Genomic DNA, 18,277 nt, shown 5'->3' on the forward strand with positions numbered 1-18,277 from the left:
ACTTCACCGTACGCGACCGCACTGACACCGACCAGGGTCGTCGGGGCCTTTGGCACTGCTCCGGGTTAAGGTCTGAGCGACGACACAGGAGGCATTCGGTTGATCTACGGCGCAATGAAGTTTTCCATCGGAGGGCCGCTGAAGCTCGCCTTCAGGCCCTGGGTGGAAGGCCTCGAGAACATACCCGCCGAGGGCCCCGCCATCCTGGCAAGCAATCATCTGTCGTTCTCGGACTCGTTCTTCCTGCCCGCGGTCCTCGACCGCAAGGTGACCTTCATCGCGAAGGCCGAGTACTTCACGACGCCCGGCATCAAGGGCCGGATGACCGCCGCGTTCTTCAAGGGCGTCGGCCAGCTCCCGGTGGACCGCTCCGGCGCGCGCGGTGCGGGCGAGGCGGCCATCAAGAGCGGCATCGACGTCATCGAGCGCGGTGAACTGTTCGGTATCTATCCGGAGGGCACCCGTTCGCCCGACGGGCGCCTCTACCGCGGCAAGCCGGGTGGCCTCGCGCGCGTGGCGCTCGCCACCGGCGCCCCGGTCATCCCGGTCGCCATGATCGACACCGAGAAGATCCAGCCGCCGGGCAAGGTGATGCCCAAGCTGATGCGCCCGGGCATCCGCATCGGCAAGCCGATCGACTTCAGCCGCTACCACGGCATGGAGCACGACCGCTTCGTGCTGCGCGCGGTCACCGACGAGGTCATGTACGAAATCATGAAGCTCTCCGGCCAGGAGTACGTCGACATCTACGCGACCGCCGCCAAACGGCAGATCGCGGACGAGGCGAAGGCCGAGAAGCAGGCGCTGAAGGAAGCCGCGAAGGCGGCCCACGAGGAACGGTCGAGCTCTTAGACGCGTCCGTTCGGGGTGGTGGGGGTGGGGGACATGACCAAGCGCGAGAGAGTCATCAGGATGTCGGTCGAGCAGCCGCTGTGGCGTGCGCTCACCGCGTATCGCGTACTGACGATGCTGTACGCGATCGGGCTGTTCGTCAGCGCGCACGGCGAGTTCGTCCGCCCCTGGGTCGCCGTCGCGTACTACGTCGTCCTGTTCGGCTGGACGGTGGCCACCCTGCCCAGGGTCGCGAACGCGGCGAGCTGCACCAAGCGCTTCCTCGCCCTCGACCTCACCGTCGCGCTCACCGGCATCCTGCTCACCCCCGTCGCGGACGCGCACGACCGGATAGTGGCGGGTGGCCCGACGCTCCCGTCGATATGGACCGCGGGTGCCGTGCTGGCGTTCGCCGTCAAGGGCGGCTGGCGCTGGGCGGCCTTCGCCTCCACGCTCGTCGCGGTCGCCAACGTCGTCGAGCGCGGCGCCCCGACCCGCGACACCGTCCACAACGTGATCCTCGTCTGGGTCGCCTCCATCGCCATCGGATACGTCGTCGAGGTCGCCCGTGCCTCCGAGCGCACCCTCGCCCGTGCCCTGGAGATCGAGGCCGCGACCCGCGAGCGCGAGCGCCTCGCCCGCGACATCCACGACGGCGTCCTGCAGGTCCTCGCCATGGTGCAGCGGCGCGGTTCCACGCTCGGCGGCGAGGCCGCGGAGCTGGGCCGGATGGCCGGCGAGCAGGAAGTGGCGCTGCGCACGCTGGTCTCGGGCGGCATGGTCCCCGTCTCGCGGGTCTCCGAGGACGCCGCGCTCGGAGCGGTCGTACGAGCTGTCGACGAGCCGGACGACGAGGGCCCCGTCGACCTGCGCGCGCTGCTCGCCCCGTACGTCACCGCGCGCGTGACTCTCTCCGAGCCCGGCGCCCCGGTGCCGCTCGCCCCGGCCGCCGCCAGGGAGTTGGCCGGCGCTGTCGGTGCCGCCCTGGACAATGTCCGCAAGCATGTCGGCGAGAGCGCCCGGGCCTGGATCCTGGTCGAGGACGAGCCGGAAGCGGTGATCGTGACCGTCCGCGACGAGGGCCCGGGCATCCCGGAGGGACGGCTCGACCAGGCGGAGGGGGAGGGGCGGCTCGGCGTGGCCCTGTCGATCCGCGGCCGGCTGCGCGACATCGGCGGCGCGGCCGAACTGATCTCGGTCCCGGGCCAGGGCACGGAGGTCGAGTTGACGGTACCGAAGATTGCGCGATCGAAGGTCGCACGGGGGAAGGCGGAGCAGTGATGACGGACATGGCGGGGACGGAGAAGCGCGTGGGCGAGGACCCGATCAAGGTCATGGTGGTGGATGACCACCCCATGTGGCGCGACGCCGTCGCCCGCGACCTGGCCGCGTCCGGCTTCGACGTGGTCGCCACCGCGGGCGACGGCGAGCAGGCGGTGCGCCGCGCCCGGGCCGCCGCGCCCGACGTCCTCGTGCTCGACCTGAACCTGCCCGCCAAACCCGGCGTCCAGGTCTGCAAGGAACTGGTCGGCGCCAACCCGGCGTTGCGCGTCCTCGTCCTGTCGGCCAGCGGTGAGCACGCCGATGTGCTGGAAGCGGTGAAGTCCGGTGCCACCGGCTATCTGCTCAAGTCGGCGTCCACGGAGGAGCTGACCGACGCGGTGCGCCGTACGGCCGTCGGCGACCCGGTGTTCACACCGGGCCTCGCGGGTCTGGTCCTCGGCGAATACCGCCGACTCGCCTCCGAGCCCGTGCCCGCCGCGGGTGCCGACGAGCCCAAGGCCCCGCAGCTCACCGACCGCGAGACCGAGGTGCTGCGCCTGGTTGCCAAGGGCCTGAGCTACAAGCAGATCGCCGAGCGCCTCGTCATCTCCCACCGCACGGTTCAGAACCATGTGCAGAACACCCTGGGCAAGCTGCAACTCCACAACCGCGTGGAGTTGGTGCGCTATGCCATAGAGCGCGGCCTGGACGAGGCGTAAACCTCACGGACCGAGGCGTAAACCTGACGCCTACCCACCTTCGAGTGAAAGAGACTGATCAACACCCGCACAATTCACCGGAATTGCCGTTCCGCCCCATGCCGGAGTGACCTGGATCACTATTAGCGTGAGTCCCATCAGGCAACCGCGGCGAAGGGATTTTCCATGCGGGTCGGAGTATTGACCGGAGGCGGCGACTGCCCCGGACTCAACGCCGTCATCCGAGGCGTCGTCCGCAAGGGCGTACAGGAGTACGGCTACGACTTCGTCGGCTTCCGGGACGGCTGGCGCGGGCCGCTCGACAACGACACCGTCCGGCTCGACATCCCCGCCGTGCGCGGCATCCTGCCCCGCGGCGGCACCATCCTCGGCTCCTCGCGCACGAATCCCCTGAAGCAGGAGAACGGCATCCGCCGGATCAAGGAGAACCTCGCCAAGCAGGAGGTCGAGGCGCTCATCGCGATCGGCGGCGAGGACACCCTGGGCGTCGCCGCGCGTCTGGCCGACGAGTACGGCATCCATGTCGTCGGCGTACCGAAGACCATCGACAACGACCTCTCCGCCACCGACTACACCTTCGGCTTCGACACGGCCGTGGGCATCGCGACGGAGGCGATCGACCGCCTGCACACCACCGCGGAGTCGCATATGCGGGTCCTCGTGGTGGAGGTGATGGGCCGGCATGCGGGCTGGATCGCCATCCACTCCGGGCTCGCGGGCGGCGCGAACGTCATCCTCATCCCCGAGCAGCGCTTCGACGTCGAGCAGGTCTGTGCGTGGGTGACCTCGCGCTTCAAGGCCTCGTACGCCCCGATCGTGGTCGTCGCCGAAGGGGCGATGCCCAAGGACGGCGACGTGGTCCTCAAGGACGGCTCGCTCGACTCCTTCGGCCACGTCCGCCTCTCCGGCGTCGGGGAGTGGCTGGCCAAGGAGATCGAGAAGCGCACCGGCAAGGAGGCCCGCACCACGGTTCTCGGTCACGTCCAGCGCGGTGGTACGCCCAGCGCCTTCGACCGCTGGCTCGCCACCCGCTTCGGGCTGCACGCCATCGACGCTGTCCGCGACGGCGACTTCGGCAAGATGGTCGCCCTGCGCGGCACGGACATCGTCCGTGTCCCGATCTCGGAGGCCACAGCCAAACTGAAGACGGTCGACCCAAAGCTGTACGAGGAGGTAGGCGTCTTCTTCGGCTGACCCACGCCGGCCCGGGGGCCTGCCGGCCCCCGGGCCGCCGCGCCTGTGGCTGCTGTCCATGTCCACGCGCGACACGCTCACCGCGTCCCGGGCCCGCCTCGATGCGGCCTTCGTGCCCGGCCGCGCTGATCGCGCTGATCGCGCTGGTTGCCGCGACCGTCGCCCGGCGCAGGGCCGCGCCCTGGCCGAGCGGCTGCGCCGGTGGCTATGAACGGGAAGGATGGCGAAAGCACCGCGAAGAGCCCAGTGAAACCCCGTGAAGCTCCCAGCCAAGCCCCGCGTAACCCCGTAAGGCCCCCGCAACCCCTATAAAGCCCCGCGCACCTCCTGTAAGCCCCGCCCACCCCCTATAGCCCCCGCACCCCCTCTAAAGCCCCCGCACCCCCTGTAAGCCCTCGCACCCGCGATGCCCCCGCACCCCCGTAATGCCCCCGCACCCCCCGGGAGGGCCCCGTGGAAATCCTCGCCTTCGGTGTCCAGTCCGACGAGAGGCCCCTGCTCGAGAAGGCCTTCGCGGGCCATCACGAGGTCCGCTGCCTCGACGTCTTCCTGACGGAGGACACCGCTCCCATCGCGGCCGGATACGAGGCCGTCTCCACCAGCGTCAACTGCGGACTGGGCCACCGGGTGCTCCAGACCCTCGCGACCGGCGGAACCCAGCTGATCGCCCAGCGCTCCACCGGCTTCAACAACATCGACCTCGAGGTCGCCGAGCGCCTCGGCATGACGGTCGCCCGGGTCTCGTACTACTCGCCGTACTCGGTCGCCGAGTTCGCCTGGACGCTCGGCATGGCCGTCAACCGCCGTATCGTGCGCGCCGCCACCCGCACCCGCGACTTCGACTTCCGCCTCGACGGGCTGATGGGCCGTGACATGCACGGCCGCACGGCCGGGATCCTCGGCACCGGCAAGATCGGCGAGGCGTTCGCCCGGATCGCCCGCGGCTTCGGTATGAACCTGCTCGGCTGGGACGTCGCGGAGAACCCCACCTGCCTCGACCTCGGTATGAAGTACGTTCCCAAGGAGGAGCTCCTCGCCGAGTCTGACCTGGTCACCCTGCACGTGCCACTGATGCCGGAAACCCAGCGCCTGATCGACGCCGCCGCGCTGCGCGCGATGAAGGACGACGCGATCCTGGTGAACTCCAGCCGCGGCGGCCTGATCGACACCCAGGCCCTCGTCACCGAACTGCGCGAGGGCCGCTTCACAGGCGTCGGCCTCGACGTGTACGAGGCGGAGGCGGGGCTCTTCTTCCTCGACAAGTCCCTGGAGGCCGTCGAGGACGACACCCTCGCCCGCCTCGTCACGTTCCCGAACGTCCTGGTCACCTCCCATCAGGCGTACTACACCGCCGACGCCGTCGGCCAGATCATCGACACCACGGTGCGCAACGTCCTCGACTACACGGCGGGCCGCCGCTCGGAGAACGTGCTGGTGCCCACCAGCTGACCGATCAGCTCCCGTACGACGGCGGTCCCGTTCAGCGTCAGCACCGACTCGGGGTGGAACTGCACCCCCGCGAACCCGGGCCCGCGCAGCGCGTGCACCTCTCCGCTGTCACTGCGGCTCACCTCGACGTCATGGGCAGCCAGCTCCGCCGCGCCCTCGGCATCACAGCGCGCCACGAAGCTGTTGTAGAACCCGACCGTCTCGGCCCGGCCGAAGAGATCGACCTCCGTCTGCGTGCCCTGGTACGGCACTTCCTTCCGTACGATCTCCAGGCCCAGCTCCGCCGCGATCAGCTCGTGGCCGAGGCAGACGCCGAACACGCCGTGCCGGTGCCCCTGGACGACCTCCGACGTGAGCGCCCGCAGGAACCGCATCTTGGGATCGGCCACGTCCGACGGGTCACCCGGACCCGGGCCCAGCACGACCGGCCCCCGGTGCGCGAGAACCGCCTCCCGCAGCCCCGGCTCGTCATACCGCCGCACGGTCACCTCCAGCCCCGACGACCGCAGCACATGCGCCAGCATCGCCGTGAAGGTGTCCTCCCCGTCCACGACGAGCGCGTGCCCCTGAAGCGCCTCGGACCGCTCCTGCATCCGCAGCCAGAACGGCGCGAGCGAGTCCCGCCGCCCGTCCAGCGCCGCCCGCACCCGCGGATCGTCGGCCAGCTTCGCCCGTACGCCCTCGGCGCGCGGCCTCTTCTCCACGACCCCCAGCGCCGCCAGCACCCCCGCCGCCTTCGCATGCGTCTCGGCGACCTCGCCCGCCGGATCCGATCCCCGTACGAGCGTGGCGCCGACCGGTACCCGCAGCCGACCGCCCGCGTCGATGTCGGCGGTCCGGATCAGGATGGGGGAGTCGAGGGTCTGGGCCCCGCCCGCATCGCGCCCGATCAGGGCCAGCGCCCCCGCGTAATAGCCCCGCCCGCCGACCTCGTGCCGCTCGATCACCCGGCACGCGTTCTGCACCGGTGACCCGGTGACGGTCGCCGCGAACATGGTTTCGCGCAGGACGTCCCGGACATCCAGCGAGGACCGCCCCCGCAACTCGTACTCGGTGTGCGCGAGATGGGCCATCTCCTTCAGCCGCGGCCCGATGACGACACCGCCCATGTCGCCGACCGTGCACATCATCTTGAGCTCCTCGTCGACGACCATCGAGAGCTCCTCGATCTCCTTGCCGTCGGAGAGGAAGCCGAGCAGGCCGTCCACGGAGGGTCCCTCGGCCGGATAGCGGTACGTCCCGCTGATCGGGTTCATCACGACGGTCCCGCCGGACATCCGCACATGCACCTCGGGGCTCGCCCCCACCAGCGTGCGCTCCCCCGTGTGCACCACGAACGTCCAGTACGCGCCGCGCTCCCCGACAAGCAGCCGACGAAACAGAGCAAGGGCGTCGGCCCTCCCGAACCCCGGGATCTCCCCCTCGTACGTACGCCGGATGACGAAGTTCGCGCCCTCGCCGCGTCCGATCTCCTCGCGCAGCACGCGCCCGACGATGTCGGCGTACTCCTCGTCGGCGACGTCGAAGCCGCCGCCCTCGACCCGCACATCGTGCGTCGGCAGCTCCGACAGCGCCTGCTCCAGCGGCAGTTCGTACCTCTCTTCGGGGATCAGCGCCGCGAGCGGGGTGCCGTCGTCGCGGACGTCGAAACCGCGTTCCCGGATCTGCCGGTACGGGATGAGCGCGAGGCCTTCGTCGGGGAGGTCGGCGAGACGGTCGAAGGTGCCGACCGGGCCGAGCAGCAGTTCCACGGTCTCGTGGTCGTGGCCCGGAGTGCGGCGGCGCAGCAGGGCGAACGGACGGGGATCGTCCAGCAGGTCGAGCAGGTTCATCGGTCTGTTCCTTCTCACTCAGAGAGCTCATGGGGAGAGGCGCTGGGAGAGGAACGACCCCGGGAAACACCGAAGGCCGCCCCTCGGGCGGCCTTCGCGAAGTCTTGCGTACGCGCAGTCAGTGGGCCGCCGGATGAGCGGTCCACCACCAGTTCTGGGTCGAGTGCGCGAACATGCGCCGCACCTTACCCGACGTCGAGGGTCGGGCAACAGCGTGAACCGATCGCGCGCGACGTTCGGACTGCCCGGTCACCGGCCATGGATGGCATGGCAATCAAGCCCGACCGAGGAGTGAGCCATCCACGCAGTCCGTTCATCCCAGCTCCGCCGCGGAGGCGTCCGCGCGCTCACGGTGTTCGCCGCGGCAGCGGCCCTCGCCGCAGGCCCGCTCGGCGCCGCCCGCGCCACCGAAACCGACGACACGACCACGGTCAGCTACCGCGGCCACGACTTCACCGTCCCCGACTCCTGGCAGATCGTCGACCTGGAGAAACATCCCGACGTCTGCGTCCGGTTCGACCGGCACGCGGTGTACTTCGGCACGCCCGGCGACCGGCAGGACTGTCCGGCGGGAGCCGCAGGACATACCGAAGCGCTGCTGATCCAGCCCACCGCCGCCGTGCGGAGCACCGCCACCGAGAACCGCACCGCCCGCACCTACCGGGTCACCGCCGACCGGATCGCCGTGACCGCCGCGTACGGGCAGGACCGTAAGCGGATCCGGGACATCCTGCGCGGCGCCGGTCTGCCCGTCGCCGCCGCGCAGGCCGAGCCGACCGCCGGGGCGCCCGCCGCGGCGCCCCTCCCCGTCGACGCGACGTCCTTCCGGGGCGAGGGCTTCGACGCCTGCACCGCGCCGGGCCAGTCGGCGATGGACGCCTGGCGGGACGACTCCGACTACGGAGCCGTCGGTGTCTACATCGGCGGGATCAACCGCGCCTGCGCCCAGCCCAGACTCACCGCCGGATGGCTGCGGACGCAGTACACCAACGGCTGGCGGTTCTTCCCGCTGTACGTCGGCCGGCAACCCTCCGCCGACGGGGGCAGCTGCACGGGGAGCTGCGTGCCGATCACCAACCCCGTGCCGGAGGGCATCGCAGCCGCCGACGACGCGGCCCGGCAGGCGGCCGCGCTGGGCTTCGACAAGGGCACGGTGATCTACAACGACCTGGAGCACTACGACCCCGACCCCACCGTGACCAGCCAGGTGCTGTCCTACCTCGACGCGTACACCGAGCGCCTGCACACACTGGGCTACCGCTCCGGCGCGTACGGCAGCACCTCGTCCCTGGTCACCGACGTGGTGACCAACCGCAGTCGCATCACCCTGCCCGACGTGATCCACTTCGCCCGCTGGAACGGCCTGCCGACGACCGCCGATCCGACGATTCCCGCGAGCCTGTGGGCCAACCACCAGCGCGTTCACCAGTACGAGGGCGACACGACCGAGACCCACGGCGGCGTGACGATCTCCATCGACCGGGACCGGCTCGACGTGGATTAGCAGGTGGATCAGCAACATGCCTGCTCCGGGCGGCCGCGCGGACCCCTCGCGGGGACGCCCGGAGCACTCCCGATCGAGCGCTGCCCGTCTCAATTGATGGGCATGGGGGTGGACGCCCGACATGACCCCGTAATGTTGTACGGGTGACCGTGAACGCTAAGTCCAGTGCGAGCGCTGGCAACACCTGGCGAGACCTGCCCGCGGCGCAGCAGCCCGAGTACCCCGATGCCGAGGCTCTGCGCGATGTGATCGCGGACCTCGAGTCGTATCCGCCGCTCGTCTTCGCGGGCGAGTGCGACCAGCTGCGCGCCCGGATGGCGTCCGTCGCCAAGGGAGAGGCGTTCCTTCTCCAGGGCGGCGACTGCGCCGAGGCCTTCGATGCGGTGTCGGCCGACCACATCCGGAACAAGCTCAAGACCCTGCTCCAGATGGGCGCCGTGCTCACGTACGCCGCCTCGGTGCCGGTCGTGAAGGTCGGCCGCATCGCCGGCCAGTACTCCAAGCCGCGCTCCAAGGGCACCGAGACCCGCGACGGCGTGACCCTGCCGACCTACCGCGGTGACTCGGTCAACGGCTTCGACTTCAACGAGAAGGCCCGTATCCCGGACCCCGAGCGCCTGAAGCGGATGTACAACGCCTCCGCCTCCACGCTCAACCTGGTCCGCGCCTTCACCACCGGCGGCTACGCCGACCTGCGCCAGGTGCACGCCTGGAACCAGGACTTCGTGAAGTCGTCCCCGTCCGGCCAGCGCTACGAGCAGCTCGCGCGTGAGATCGACAACGCGATGAACTTCATGCGCGCCTGCGGGACGGACCCGGAGGAGTTCAAGACCGTCGAGTTCTACGCCTCCCACGAGGCGCTGCTCCTCGACTACGAGTCGGCGCTGACCCGCGTCGACTCGCGTACGGGCCACCTGTACGACGTCTCGGGCCACATGGTGTGGATCGGTGAGCGCACCCGTCAGCTGGACGGCGCGCACATCGAGTTCGCCTCGAAGATCCGCAACCCGATCGGGATCAAGCTGGGCCCGACGACGACGGCCGAGGAGGCGCTGCAGTACATCGAGCGTCTCGACCCGGACCGCGAGCCGGGCCGCCTGACCTTCATCGTGCGGATGGGCGCGGACAAGGTCCGCGACAAGCTGCCCGAGCTGGTCGAGAAGGTCTCCGCCTCCGGCGCGACCGTGGCCTGGGTGACCGACCCGATGCACGGCAACACCTTCGAGGCGGCCTCGGGTCACAAGACCCGCCGCTTCGACGACGTGCTCGACGAGGTCAAGGGCTTCTTCGAGGTCCACAAGGGTCTGGGCACGCACCCGGGCGGCATCCATGTCGAGCTCACCGGTGACGACGTCACCGAGTGCGTGGGTGGCGGCGACGAGATCTTCGTCGACGACCTGCACCAGCGCTACGAGACGGCCTGCGACCCGCGTCTGAACCGCAGCCAGTCCCTTGACCTGGCCTTCCTGGTCGCCGAGATGTACCGGGACCAGTAGCCGTCCACTGGCTGGTGCGCCTGTTACGGGCGCGTGTAGTGGGGCGCGGATCACATACGATCCGCGCCCCTCTCCACTTTTATGGACCCTGTGAGACGGGTAAGGTTAGGTTAGCCTCACCGATTAAGGGGATGGCACGACCTGATGAATCCCGCCGGGAGGTGAACCGCGTGTACGTCTGCAACTGCTTCGGTGTGACCGAGGCGCAGGTGAAGAAGCACGCGGAGGGCGGTGCCTGTACCCCCCGGCAGATAGCGTCGGCATGCAAGGCGGGCACGGACTGTGGTTCGTGCGTCCGCCGGATTCAGGCCCTGCTGGGCCGGGGCGCGTGCCCGCGCCGTGAGCTCGCGGACGAGGGTAGGCCGGTTCTCTCGCAGGTCCCGATGTCCGCGTCGTTGGACGAGGCCGCTTAGGGCCTGTCCGGCGGCAGGCCGGAGGGAAGCAGCGGCGCCTTGTCAGCGCAGGCGACCGGGGTCTGGTGCGTCGAGCTGCAAGGCGGAGGAGGGCGTCGACGCGGAGCGTCGGCAACCGACGACAACGCCGCAGATCGGCGTGCCAGACCCCGCGTCTCCGGCATGATCCGCCGGACAGGCCCTGAGCCGTTCAGCTGTCCGGCTGCTCGATCTGCTGCGCGATGTAGAGCGACTCGCCGAGCTTCTCCACCAGCTCGAGCTGCGTGTCCAGATAGTCGATGTGGTGCTCCTCGTCCGCGAGGATCGACTCGAAGATGTTCGCGGACGTGATGTCGCCCTTGGCGCGCATCACCTCGATCCCGCGCTTGAGGCGGTCGATCGCCTCGACTTCCACCTGCCGGTCGGCCTGGAACATCTCGGTGAGTGTCTGCCCCACACGGACGTGGAAAAGCCGCTGATAGTTCGGCAGGCCGTCCAGCATGAGGATGCGCTCGGTGATCTTGTCCGCGTGCTTCATCTCATCGATGGATTCCGCGCGCGTGTACTTGGCGAGTTTCGTCCAGCCCTTGTTGTCCTGGATGCGGTAGTGCAGCCAGTACTGGTTGATCGCCGTCAATTCGCCGGTGAGCTGTTCGTTCAGAAACTCGAGGACCTCGGGGTCGCCCTGCATCGCAGAGGCTCCTTCCAGGCGGGAACTGGGCAGGTTGCGCCGCATCCTCGCACCGGCGCCTCGGAGACGTCCAGTAAGTGCACGCTTAGTAGGAGTTGCCCCGAATAGGGCCGAAGCTGGTCAGGGGCACTGTCCCGGGTCTGTCAGGATGGAGTCATGGGTCAGCCGGTGGAGCACAGAACTGGAGAAGCGGCACAGCCGGAGCTTCCGCCGGGGCAGCGACTGCAGCGCGGCTGGCCGGTCACTCACTACGGCCCCGTACCCAAGTTCCGCTCCGAACGCTGGGACTTCAGGGTCTTCGGCGCCACCGCCGACGGCGAGAAGCACTGCTGGAGCCACGAGGAGTTCACGGCCCTGCCGTACGCCACGGTCGTGGCCGATCTGCACTGTGTCACGAAGTTCAGCATGATCGGGGCCGAATGGGGCGGCATCCCGGCGCGTACGATCCTGGAAATCGCCCCGCCCGCGCCCGCCGTCACTCATGTCATGGTCTGGGCCGAGTACGGATTCAGCTCGAATCTGCGCCTCGACGACTTCGCCTCCGACCGCACGATCTTCGCCACCCACAAGGACGGCGAACTGCTCACCGCGGAGCACGGCTTCCCGCTTCGCCTCGTCGTCCCCCACCTCTACGCCTGGAAGGGGCCCAAGTGGGTCCGCGGTGTGGAGTACATGACGGCCGACCGTCGCGGCTTCTGGGAGGAGCGCGGCTATCACAACATCGGCGACCCGTGGCGCGAGCAGCGCTACTCGTACCAGGAGGAGCCCGGGGACGGCCCCGAGCTCTGACTCTCTAGCGTACGAGCGCCGGTCAGTGGTGGTACCGGTGCACCACGGCGTGGCCCTTGCCGCGGCCGATGGTCCACTTGTTGACCGGGGTGGTGACCACGAAGGCGACCGCCAGCGAGATGGCGAGTGCGCTCCAGAACAGCGGGTCGCCGAGGTTCGCGTCCATCGCCCCCGGCCATAGCGTGATCACGCCGTTGTCGACCAGCTCCATCACGGCGATGGAGAGGGTGTCGGCGGCGAGTGCCACCCGGATCGCGGTCCTCAGGCCGACGCCCGCCCTCAGCACTCCGCGCAGCGTCAGCGCGTAGCCGAAGAAGAAGGCGAGCGTGATCGCCAGGATCAGGGTCGGCACGTTGCCCCAGCCGAGGGCGGTGCCGATCACCATGCCGAGCACCTCGCCGATGGCGCAGCCGGTGAGGCAGTGGAGGGTGGCCTGGACGGCCATGGACCAGCTCGCGGTCGGGTGTTCCTGGTGGTGCGTGTGCGTCTCGTGATGCGCGTGTTCCTCGTGGCGCGCCTGCTCCTCGTGGTGCGCGTGTTCTTCGTGCCGCATGGCAGCCCCCAGCGTCGGACGACGGTTCCTGCACCGAGCCAGAACCATATACCCCCTAGGGGTATTCCCGAGGTCAGTCGTCCCTGAGTTTCTTCAGCCGTTCCACGTCCGCCGCGTGTCCCTCCTTCCCGCCCGGCGTTTCGATGATCAGAGGTACGCCCTCGGTGGCGGGGTGGGTCATCAGCGCGCGGAACGGATCCTCGCCTATGTGGCCGGAGCCGATGTTCTCGTGGCGGTCCTTGTGGGCGCCGACCACGTCCTTGGAGTCATTGGCGTGGATCAGCTTGAGCCGGCCCTCGCCGACGGTGTCGACCAGCAGATCGAGGGTCTGGTGCATGCCGCTCGGCCCGGTCAGGTCGTGGCCCGCCGCATAGATGTGGCAGGTGTCGAGGCAGACGCCCAGCTTCGGGTGGGCGTCCAGCGCGTCGAAGTACGGCCCGAAGTCCCAGGTGCGGGAGCAGAGGGAGGCACCCTGTCCCGCGGTCGACTCGAGCAGCAGGAACGGGTCGTCGTCGTGAGTCAGCTCGTCCAGCAGGGGCAGCAGATACTCACGTACCTGCTGGAGCGCGACGGACCGGTCCCGGCCACCGGTGGCGCTCCCGGTGTGCACGACCACGCCCAGGGCACCGATCTCCCGCCCGCGCCGCAAGGAATGCCGCAGCGACTGCACCGACTTCTCGACCGTCGCCTCGGTGTGCGAGCCGAAGTTGATCAGATACGGGGCATGGACGTACGCGGGGATCGACTCGGCGGCGCAGGCGGCGCGGAACTCCTCGTCCTGCCTTGGGTTTCCGGCGGGCGTCGCCCAGCCGCGCGGGTTGGCGACGAACACCTGGACGGTCTCGGCCCGGAGGTCGCGCGCGTAGGTCAGGCCGACGGAGTTGAGGCCGCCGGCCACGGGAACATGGCCGCCGACGGGATTGCGGAGCTGCTTGCTGGTCACGCCCATCAGAGTGTCACGCGCTCCCGGGCGCCCCGTCGGCGGACCTCACGCCTGCCTCCCGCCCGGCCTCAGCGGATCTCGATGGTGATCGTCGACCCCTTGGGTGCCGTCTCACCGCCGTCCACCGACTGGCTCCTGACCGTGTCCCCGAAGAGTCCGAGCAGTCCGCGGTCCTCGTCGACCTCGAACCCGGCGTCCTCCAGAGTCTGCTTCGCGTCGTCCACGCTGTCACCCACCACGTCCGGGACCTCGACCATCTCGGGACCCTTGGAGATCGTCAGCGTCACGGTGTCGCCCTCGGCGGCCTGGCGGCCCGCGCCCGGCGACTGTTCGGCGACCAGACCCTTGTCGAACTCCGAGTTGACCTGCTTCGAGGCGATCTTCACCTTCAGACCCGCCTGCTCCAGCTCCGCCGTGGCGTCCTCGACGGACGCGCCCGTGACCTCCGCGACCTCCACCGGGCTGCCCTTGCTGACGGTGATCGCGACGGCCGACCCGGAACGCCGCGTGGTCCCCGCATCCGGGTCCGTGCTGATCACGAAGCCCCGGGGGACGTCCTCGCTGAACGTGCGGGTGACCATGCCGGGCGCCAGGCCCTCGTCTCTCAGCACGGCCTTCGCCTTGTCCAGCCGGTAGCCCTGCAGATCGGGCACCTTCACTGTCGCCGGGCCGGAAGAGATGACCAGCGCCACGGAGCCGTTGTCACGGAGCCTGGAGCCTGGCGCCGGGTCGCTGCTGATGACCGTGCCGCGCTTGACGGTGTCGCTGTTTCGCCGCGTGACCTTCCCTACGTCGAGACCGGCTCCCTCGATCCGCGACTTGGCCTGCGCCTCGGTCTGCGCCAGCAGCAGCGGGACCTTGGTGAACTGGCCGGAGTTGATGTACCAGACGCCCGCGCCGAGGCCGAACACCAGCAGGATCGCGGCGACGATCGCGACCATCCCGCGCCGAGGTGCGGGCATTCCGCTCCGGGGGCGCGAGGCGCGCCGCGACGCCGGGGGCGGCCCGGACTCGAACCGGCTGGTGTGCTCGAACCGGCTGGTCCGGTTGAGTACGGCGGCGTCGTTCTCGTCGTCCTCGTTGACCGGCAGCAGCCGCGGCAGGGACAGCGAGCGCGGGATCACACTCGTACGGTCCTCGGCGTTGTCGTGGCCCGCGGCGAGCGCCCGGGGCGGCACGGCGTCGAGCTGTTCGGCGGTGAGCCCGGCCCGTGCCTGAAGGACCTGGCCGAGGAGCGCCACCGCGTCGTACGGGCGCACCTCGGGGTTGCGGGCGGTCGCCGAGGCGACCAGCTCGTCCAGGGCGAAGGCCAGCCCCGGCACGGCGGCCGACGGAGCCGGTACGTCCTCGTGGAGGTGCTGGTAGAGCACCTGGGCGGGGGAGTCCCCGGAGTGCGGCTTGTCGCCGGTGAGCATCTCGTAGAGAACGACGCCGCACGCGTAGACGTCGACCCGGGTGTCGGCGGTGCCGTGCTCGATCTGCTCCGGAGCGAGATACGACACGGTGCCGAGAACGGCCCCCGTCGTGTTCGTGACGGTGTCCACGGCGCGCACCAGTCCGAAGTCCGCCACCTTGACCCTGCCGTCGTCCCCTATCAGAACGTTCTCCGGCTTCATGTCGCGGTGCACGAACCCGGCGCGGTGCGCGGCGCCGAGGGCGGCCAGCACCGGCTCCAGGATGTCCAGCGCGGCCCGCGGTTGCAGGGCCCCGCGCTCGCGCAGCACGTCGCGCAGGGTGCACCCGGCGACGTACTCCATGGCCAGATAGACGTACGACCCGTCCGCGCCCTGGTCGAAGACCTGCACCACATTGGGGTGCGCGAGCCGGGCCACCGACTTGGCCTCCCGGATGAACCGCTCGACGAACGAGCCGTCGGCGGCCAGTGTCGGGTGCATCACCTTGAGCGCGAGCACGCGGTCGAGGCGGGTGTCCAGGGCCCGATAGACCGTGGCCATCCCGCCGACCGCGATCCGTGCGTCGACGCGATAGCGGCCGTCGAGCACGCGCCCGACAAGCGGGTCCTGAAGGGTCGTATCCACGCAGGCGAGTGTACGAGCCGCCACTGTCAACACCGCCCACTCGGCCTCTACCGGCCCGGGACTGCAGCGGACCTGTGACGCACCTCGCCCCCGTCCACGACAACGCACCCCGCACCCCGCACCCGACGACGGTGAGCCGCCCCCACGGGCGACGCCCACCTTCCAATCGACTGGACTGGAAACGGGCGGTGCGCGGGCGGGAGAAAAAACCGCAGCGCCGGGGGCTAGAAGGCAGGCCGCTCGGGATCCAACCGCGCCACGCCCTCCTCAGGAGACGAGGCCAGGGCAAATCGCCGCCGAGGAATCCGCCCCGCACGCCGCGCAAGCCGTCCCGCGTCCACCGCATGCTTCATGGCCTCCGCCATCAACACCGGTTCCTGCGCCCGCGTCACGGCCGAGGCGAGCATCACACCCGCACACCCGAGCTCCATCGCCAACGCCGCATCCGACGCCGTCCCGGCCCCCGCGTCCAAAATCACCGGCACGCGCGCGTGCTCCACGATCAGCTGGAAGTTGTGCGGGTTCCGGATCCCGAGGCCGGACCCGATGGGCGACCCGAGCGGCATGATCGCGGCGCACCCGACGTCCTCGAGCCTGCGTGCGAGCACGGGGTCGTCGTTCGTGTACGGCAGCACCGTGAACCCGTCGTCGACCAGCACCTCCGCCGCCTCCAGCAGCTCGATCGGATCGGGCAGCAACGTGCGCTCGTCGGCGATGACCTCCAGCTTGATCAGCTCGGTGCCGAGCGCCTCGCGCGCGAGCCGGGCGGTCAGTACGGCCTCTCCCGCGGTGAAACACCCCGCCGTGTTCGGCAGCACGCGAATGCCGAGCCGGTCGAGCACGGACAGCACCGACCCGTGCGCCGAAGGGTTCACGCGTCGCATCGCGACCGTCGTCAGCTCCGTGCCGGACGCCACGAGCGCGCGCTCCAGGACATCGAGGCTGGGCGCACCCCCCGTACCCATGATCAGACGGGACGAGAAGGGCGTACCCCCGATGACAAAGGGATCGTCGGCCATGGGTCAGCCTCCTTGGACGGCGGTGAGGACTTCGACGCGGTCTCCCTCGGAGAGGGACGTGGACGACCACTGCGCGCGCGGGACGACGGTTTCGTTGAGTGCGGCGGCGACACCGGACGGCGCCGCCGTCAGGGCGGCGACGAGCGTGTCGAGGGCGGTGTCGGCGGCGATCAGGCGCCGTTCTCCGTTGACGAAGATGTTCATGCGGGCTGCTCCGTGCGGACGGCGGCGGCGCTGAAACGCCCGACCGTGAAAGGGCGGGCCACGTCGGGGAGCTCCCCGGTGGTCAGGACGTGCGCCATCACGTCCCCGGTGATGGGCGTGAGCAGGACGCCGTTGCGGTAGTGGCCTGTGGCCAGCAGGAGCCCCTCGAGTCCGGTCGGCCCGAGCAGCGGCGCGTTGTCGGGCGAACCGGGGCGCAGCCCGGCGCGTGTCTCCGTGAGCGGCAGCTCGGTGATCCCGGGGACCAGCTCATGGGCGTCGCGCAGCAGCTCGTAGACCCCGCCCGCGGTCACCGTGGTGTCCCAGCCGAGCTCCTCACTCGTGGCGCCCACGACGAGCTCGCCATTCTCGCGCGGCACCAGATAGACCTGGCTCCCGCGCACGACGGCCCGCACGGTTCGGCTCAGGAAGGGCGCGTACCGCTGCGGCACGGTCAGCCGCAGCACCTGCCCCTTCACGGGACGCACGGGCGGCAGCACGTCGTCGGGGACGCCCTCGAGCTTCCCGCTGAGGCTTCCCGCGGCGAGCACCACCTGCCCCGCCGTCGGCCGGTCGCCGTCCGTGGTGACGACCCCGGCGGCCCGCTCCCGTACGACGGTCAGCCGCTCCGCCCACGCCCGGTGGAACCTCACTCCGGCCCGCTCGCACGCCGTGACCAGGGCCTTCGCGAGCCGCCGCGGGTCGATCTGGTGATCGCCGTCGACCCGGAGCCCACCGCGCACACCGGGCGCGAGCATCGGCTCCAGGCGGCGGCACTCGCGACCGCTGAGCCATTCCGAGTCGAGCCCCGACCGCTGTTGCAGGGTGTGCAGTTCGCGCAGATGGGCGCGGTCGTCGGCGTCCAGCGCGACCGCCAGCGTGCCGCACCGGCGGTAGCCGAGATCCTGGCCCGTCGCCTCGGTGAGCTCGGTCACGAAGTCGGGATAACGGCGCGCGGAGGTGAGGTTCAGGCCCAGCAGGGTCTGCTCGCCGTAATGCAGCTCGGTGACGGCGGCGAGCATTCCGGCCGCCACGCGCGCGGCTCCGCCGCCGGGCTCGGGGTCCACGACCGCGGTGGCGAACCCGCGCTGAGCGGCCCGCCAGGCCGTGACGAGACCGATGATTCCGCCCCCGATGACAAGGACGTCTGAGGTATGTGTACGTGTAGGCGACATGGGCGTCCAGCCCCTCCCTTCGCCGGCATGACCCGGATCAGGTTCGTACGGTCGGAGGCCGCCAGCCTCCCTCTCAGCCCGGTGCGTCCGGGCTCCCGCGAGTGGTCTTCTGTGCTGGGGTCCGGGGGTCGTCCCCCGGGAGATGCAGCACGTTGGCTACCCTAGCCCGCTGCCGTATGTCTCAGTA

18 protein-coding genes and 1 riboswitch are annotated in these 18,277 nt (G+C 70.1%); of the genes, 9 read left to right on the plus strand and 9 right to left on the minus strand.

What is annotated here, in order from left to right; all coding sequences use genetic code 11:
• Positions 1-114: 114 nt before the first annotated feature.
• From ACX28W_RS08420 to ACX28W_RS08440, 5 genes are all read left to right on the plus strand, one after another.
• On the plus strand, positions 115-852 hold the full coding sequence (locus tag ACX28W_RS08420; RefSeq protein WP_458998118.1) for a lysophospholipid acyltransferase family protein: 738 nt from the start codon (positions 115-117) through the stop codon (positions 850-852).
• A gap of 33 nt (positions 853-885) precedes the next feature.
• Complete coding sequence (gene macS / locus ACX28W_RS08425) at positions 886-2,112, plus strand: MacS family sensor histidine kinase (RefSeq protein ID WP_458998119.1); 1,227 nt, start codon at positions 886-888, stop codon at positions 2,110-2,112.
• 53 nt (positions 2,113-2,165) lie between these two features.
• The gene (locus ACX28W_RS08430; protein WP_458998227.1) at positions 2,166-2,813 is read left to right on the plus strand and encodes a response regulator; all 648 of its coding nucleotides are present in this window, start codon (positions 2,166-2,168) and stop codon (positions 2,811-2,813) included.
• 165 nt (positions 2,814-2,978) lie between these two features.
• A complete protein-coding gene (locus ACX28W_RS08435; RefSeq protein ID WP_458998120.1) occupies positions 2,979-4,007 on the plus strand; it encodes a 6-phosphofructokinase in 1,029 nt (342 codons plus the stop codon).
• 453 nt (positions 4,008-4,460) lie between these two features.
• Positions 4,461-5,456 carry a 2-hydroxyacid dehydrogenase gene (locus ACX28W_RS08440; protein WP_458998121.1) on the plus strand — a complete coding sequence of 332 codons (996 nt, stop codon included), beginning with the start codon at positions 4,461-4,463 and terminating at the stop codon, positions 5,454-5,456.
• Here the strand turns inward: ACX28W_RS08440 and ACX28W_RS08445 are convergent.
• Together ACX28W_RS08445 and ACX28W_RS08450 are read right to left on the minus strand one after the other, a co-directional pair.
• On the minus strand, positions 5,408-7,288 hold the full coding sequence (locus tag ACX28W_RS08445) for an anthranilate synthase family protein (protein WP_458998122.1): 1,881 nt from the start codon (positions 7,286-7,288) through the stop codon (positions 5,408-5,410). The genes ACX28W_RS08440 and ACX28W_RS08445 overlap by 49 nt on opposite strands.
• Positions 7,289-7,406: 118 nt before the next feature.
• Positions 7,407-7,463: a trp operon leader peptide gene (locus ACX28W_RS08450; RefSeq protein WP_071528813.1), complete on the minus strand. Its 57-nt coding sequence runs from the start codon at positions 7,461-7,463 to the stop codon at positions 7,407-7,409.
• 177 nt (positions 7,464-7,640) lie between these two features.
• Between ACX28W_RS08450 and ACX28W_RS08455 the strand changes: the two genes are divergently transcribed.
• The 3 genes from ACX28W_RS08455 (at position 7,641) to ACX28W_RS08465 (ending at position 10,701) form a co-directional block, all read left to right on the plus strand.
• The gene (locus ACX28W_RS08455) at positions 7,641-8,792 is read left to right on the plus strand and encodes a glycoside hydrolase domain-containing protein (protein ID WP_458998123.1); all 1,152 of its coding nucleotides are present in this window, start codon (positions 7,641-7,643) and stop codon (positions 8,790-8,792) included.
• Positions 8,793-8,935: 143 nt separating this feature from the next.
• Complete coding sequence (locus ACX28W_RS08460) at positions 8,936-10,288, plus strand: class II 3-deoxy-7-phosphoheptulonate synthase (RefSeq protein WP_362066926.1); 1,353 nt, start codon at positions 8,936-8,938, stop codon at positions 10,286-10,288.
• A 131-nt stretch (positions 10,289-10,419) separates the two neighbouring features.
• Positions 10,420-10,701 carry a (2Fe-2S)-binding protein gene (locus ACX28W_RS08465; protein ID WP_458998124.1) on the plus strand — a complete coding sequence of 94 codons (282 nt, stop codon included), beginning with the start codon at positions 10,420-10,422 and terminating at the stop codon, positions 10,699-10,701.
• 190 nt (positions 10,702-10,891) lie between these two features.
• Here ACX28W_RS08465 and bfr read toward each other — a convergent pair whose 3' ends face one another.
• Positions 10,892-11,371, minus strand: coding sequence for a bacterioferritin (bfr, locus tag ACX28W_RS08470; RefSeq protein WP_458998125.1), 480 nt, complete (start codon positions 11,369-11,371; stop codon positions 10,892-10,894).
• 156 nt (positions 11,372-11,527) lie between these two features.
• On the opposite strand from bfr, the gene ACX28W_RS08475 reads away from it, so the two are divergent.
• Positions 11,528-12,160: a sulfite oxidase-like oxidoreductase gene (locus tag ACX28W_RS08475; protein WP_458998126.1), complete on the plus strand. Its 633-nt coding sequence runs from the start codon at positions 11,528-11,530 to the stop codon at positions 12,158-12,160.
• 22 nt (positions 12,161-12,182) lie between these two features.
• On the opposite strand, the gene ACX28W_RS08480 is transcribed toward ACX28W_RS08475, so the two are convergent.
• The 6 genes from ACX28W_RS08480 to thiO form a co-directional block, all read right to left on the minus strand.
• Positions 12,183-12,713 (minus strand): DUF4396 domain-containing protein, encoded by a 531-nt coding sequence (locus tag ACX28W_RS08480; protein WP_458998127.1) that lies wholly within the window; start codon positions 12,711-12,713, stop codon positions 12,183-12,185.
• 73 nt (positions 12,714-12,786) lie between these two features.
• Positions 12,787-13,656: a deoxyribonuclease IV gene (locus ACX28W_RS08485; protein WP_458998128.1), complete on the minus strand. Its 870-nt coding sequence runs from the start codon at positions 13,654-13,656 to the stop codon at positions 12,787-12,789.
• Between the two features lie 68 nt (positions 13,657-13,724).
• Positions 13,725-15,695, minus strand: a complete 1,971-nt coding sequence (gene pknB / locus ACX28W_RS08490) for a Stk1 family PASTA domain-containing Ser/Thr kinase (protein ID WP_458998129.1) — start codon at positions 15,693-15,695, stop codon at positions 13,725-13,727.
• 224 nt (positions 15,696-15,919) lie between these two features.
• Positions 15,920-16,714: a thiazole synthase gene (locus ACX28W_RS08495; RefSeq protein WP_458998130.1), complete on the minus strand. Its 795-nt coding sequence runs from the start codon at positions 16,712-16,714 to the stop codon at positions 15,920-15,922.
• Positions 16,715-16,717: 3 nt separating this feature from the next.
• A complete protein-coding gene (gene thiS, locus ACX28W_RS08500) occupies positions 16,718-16,918 on the minus strand; it encodes a sulfur carrier protein ThiS (protein WP_458998131.1) in 201 nt (66 codons plus the stop codon).
• Positions 16,915-18,090, minus strand: a complete 1,176-nt coding sequence (gene thiO, locus ACX28W_RS08505; protein ID WP_458998132.1) for a glycine oxidase ThiO — start codon at positions 18,088-18,090, stop codon at positions 16,915-16,917. The genes thiS and thiO overlap by 4 nt, the downstream gene beginning before the upstream one ends.
• Positions 18,088-18,199, minus strand: a riboswitch (TPP riboswitch). It overlaps the preceding gene by 3 nt.
• Positions 18,200-18,277 lie beyond the last annotated feature (78 nt).

It is taken from the genome of Streptomyces sp. SD15, from assembly GCF_054462255.1.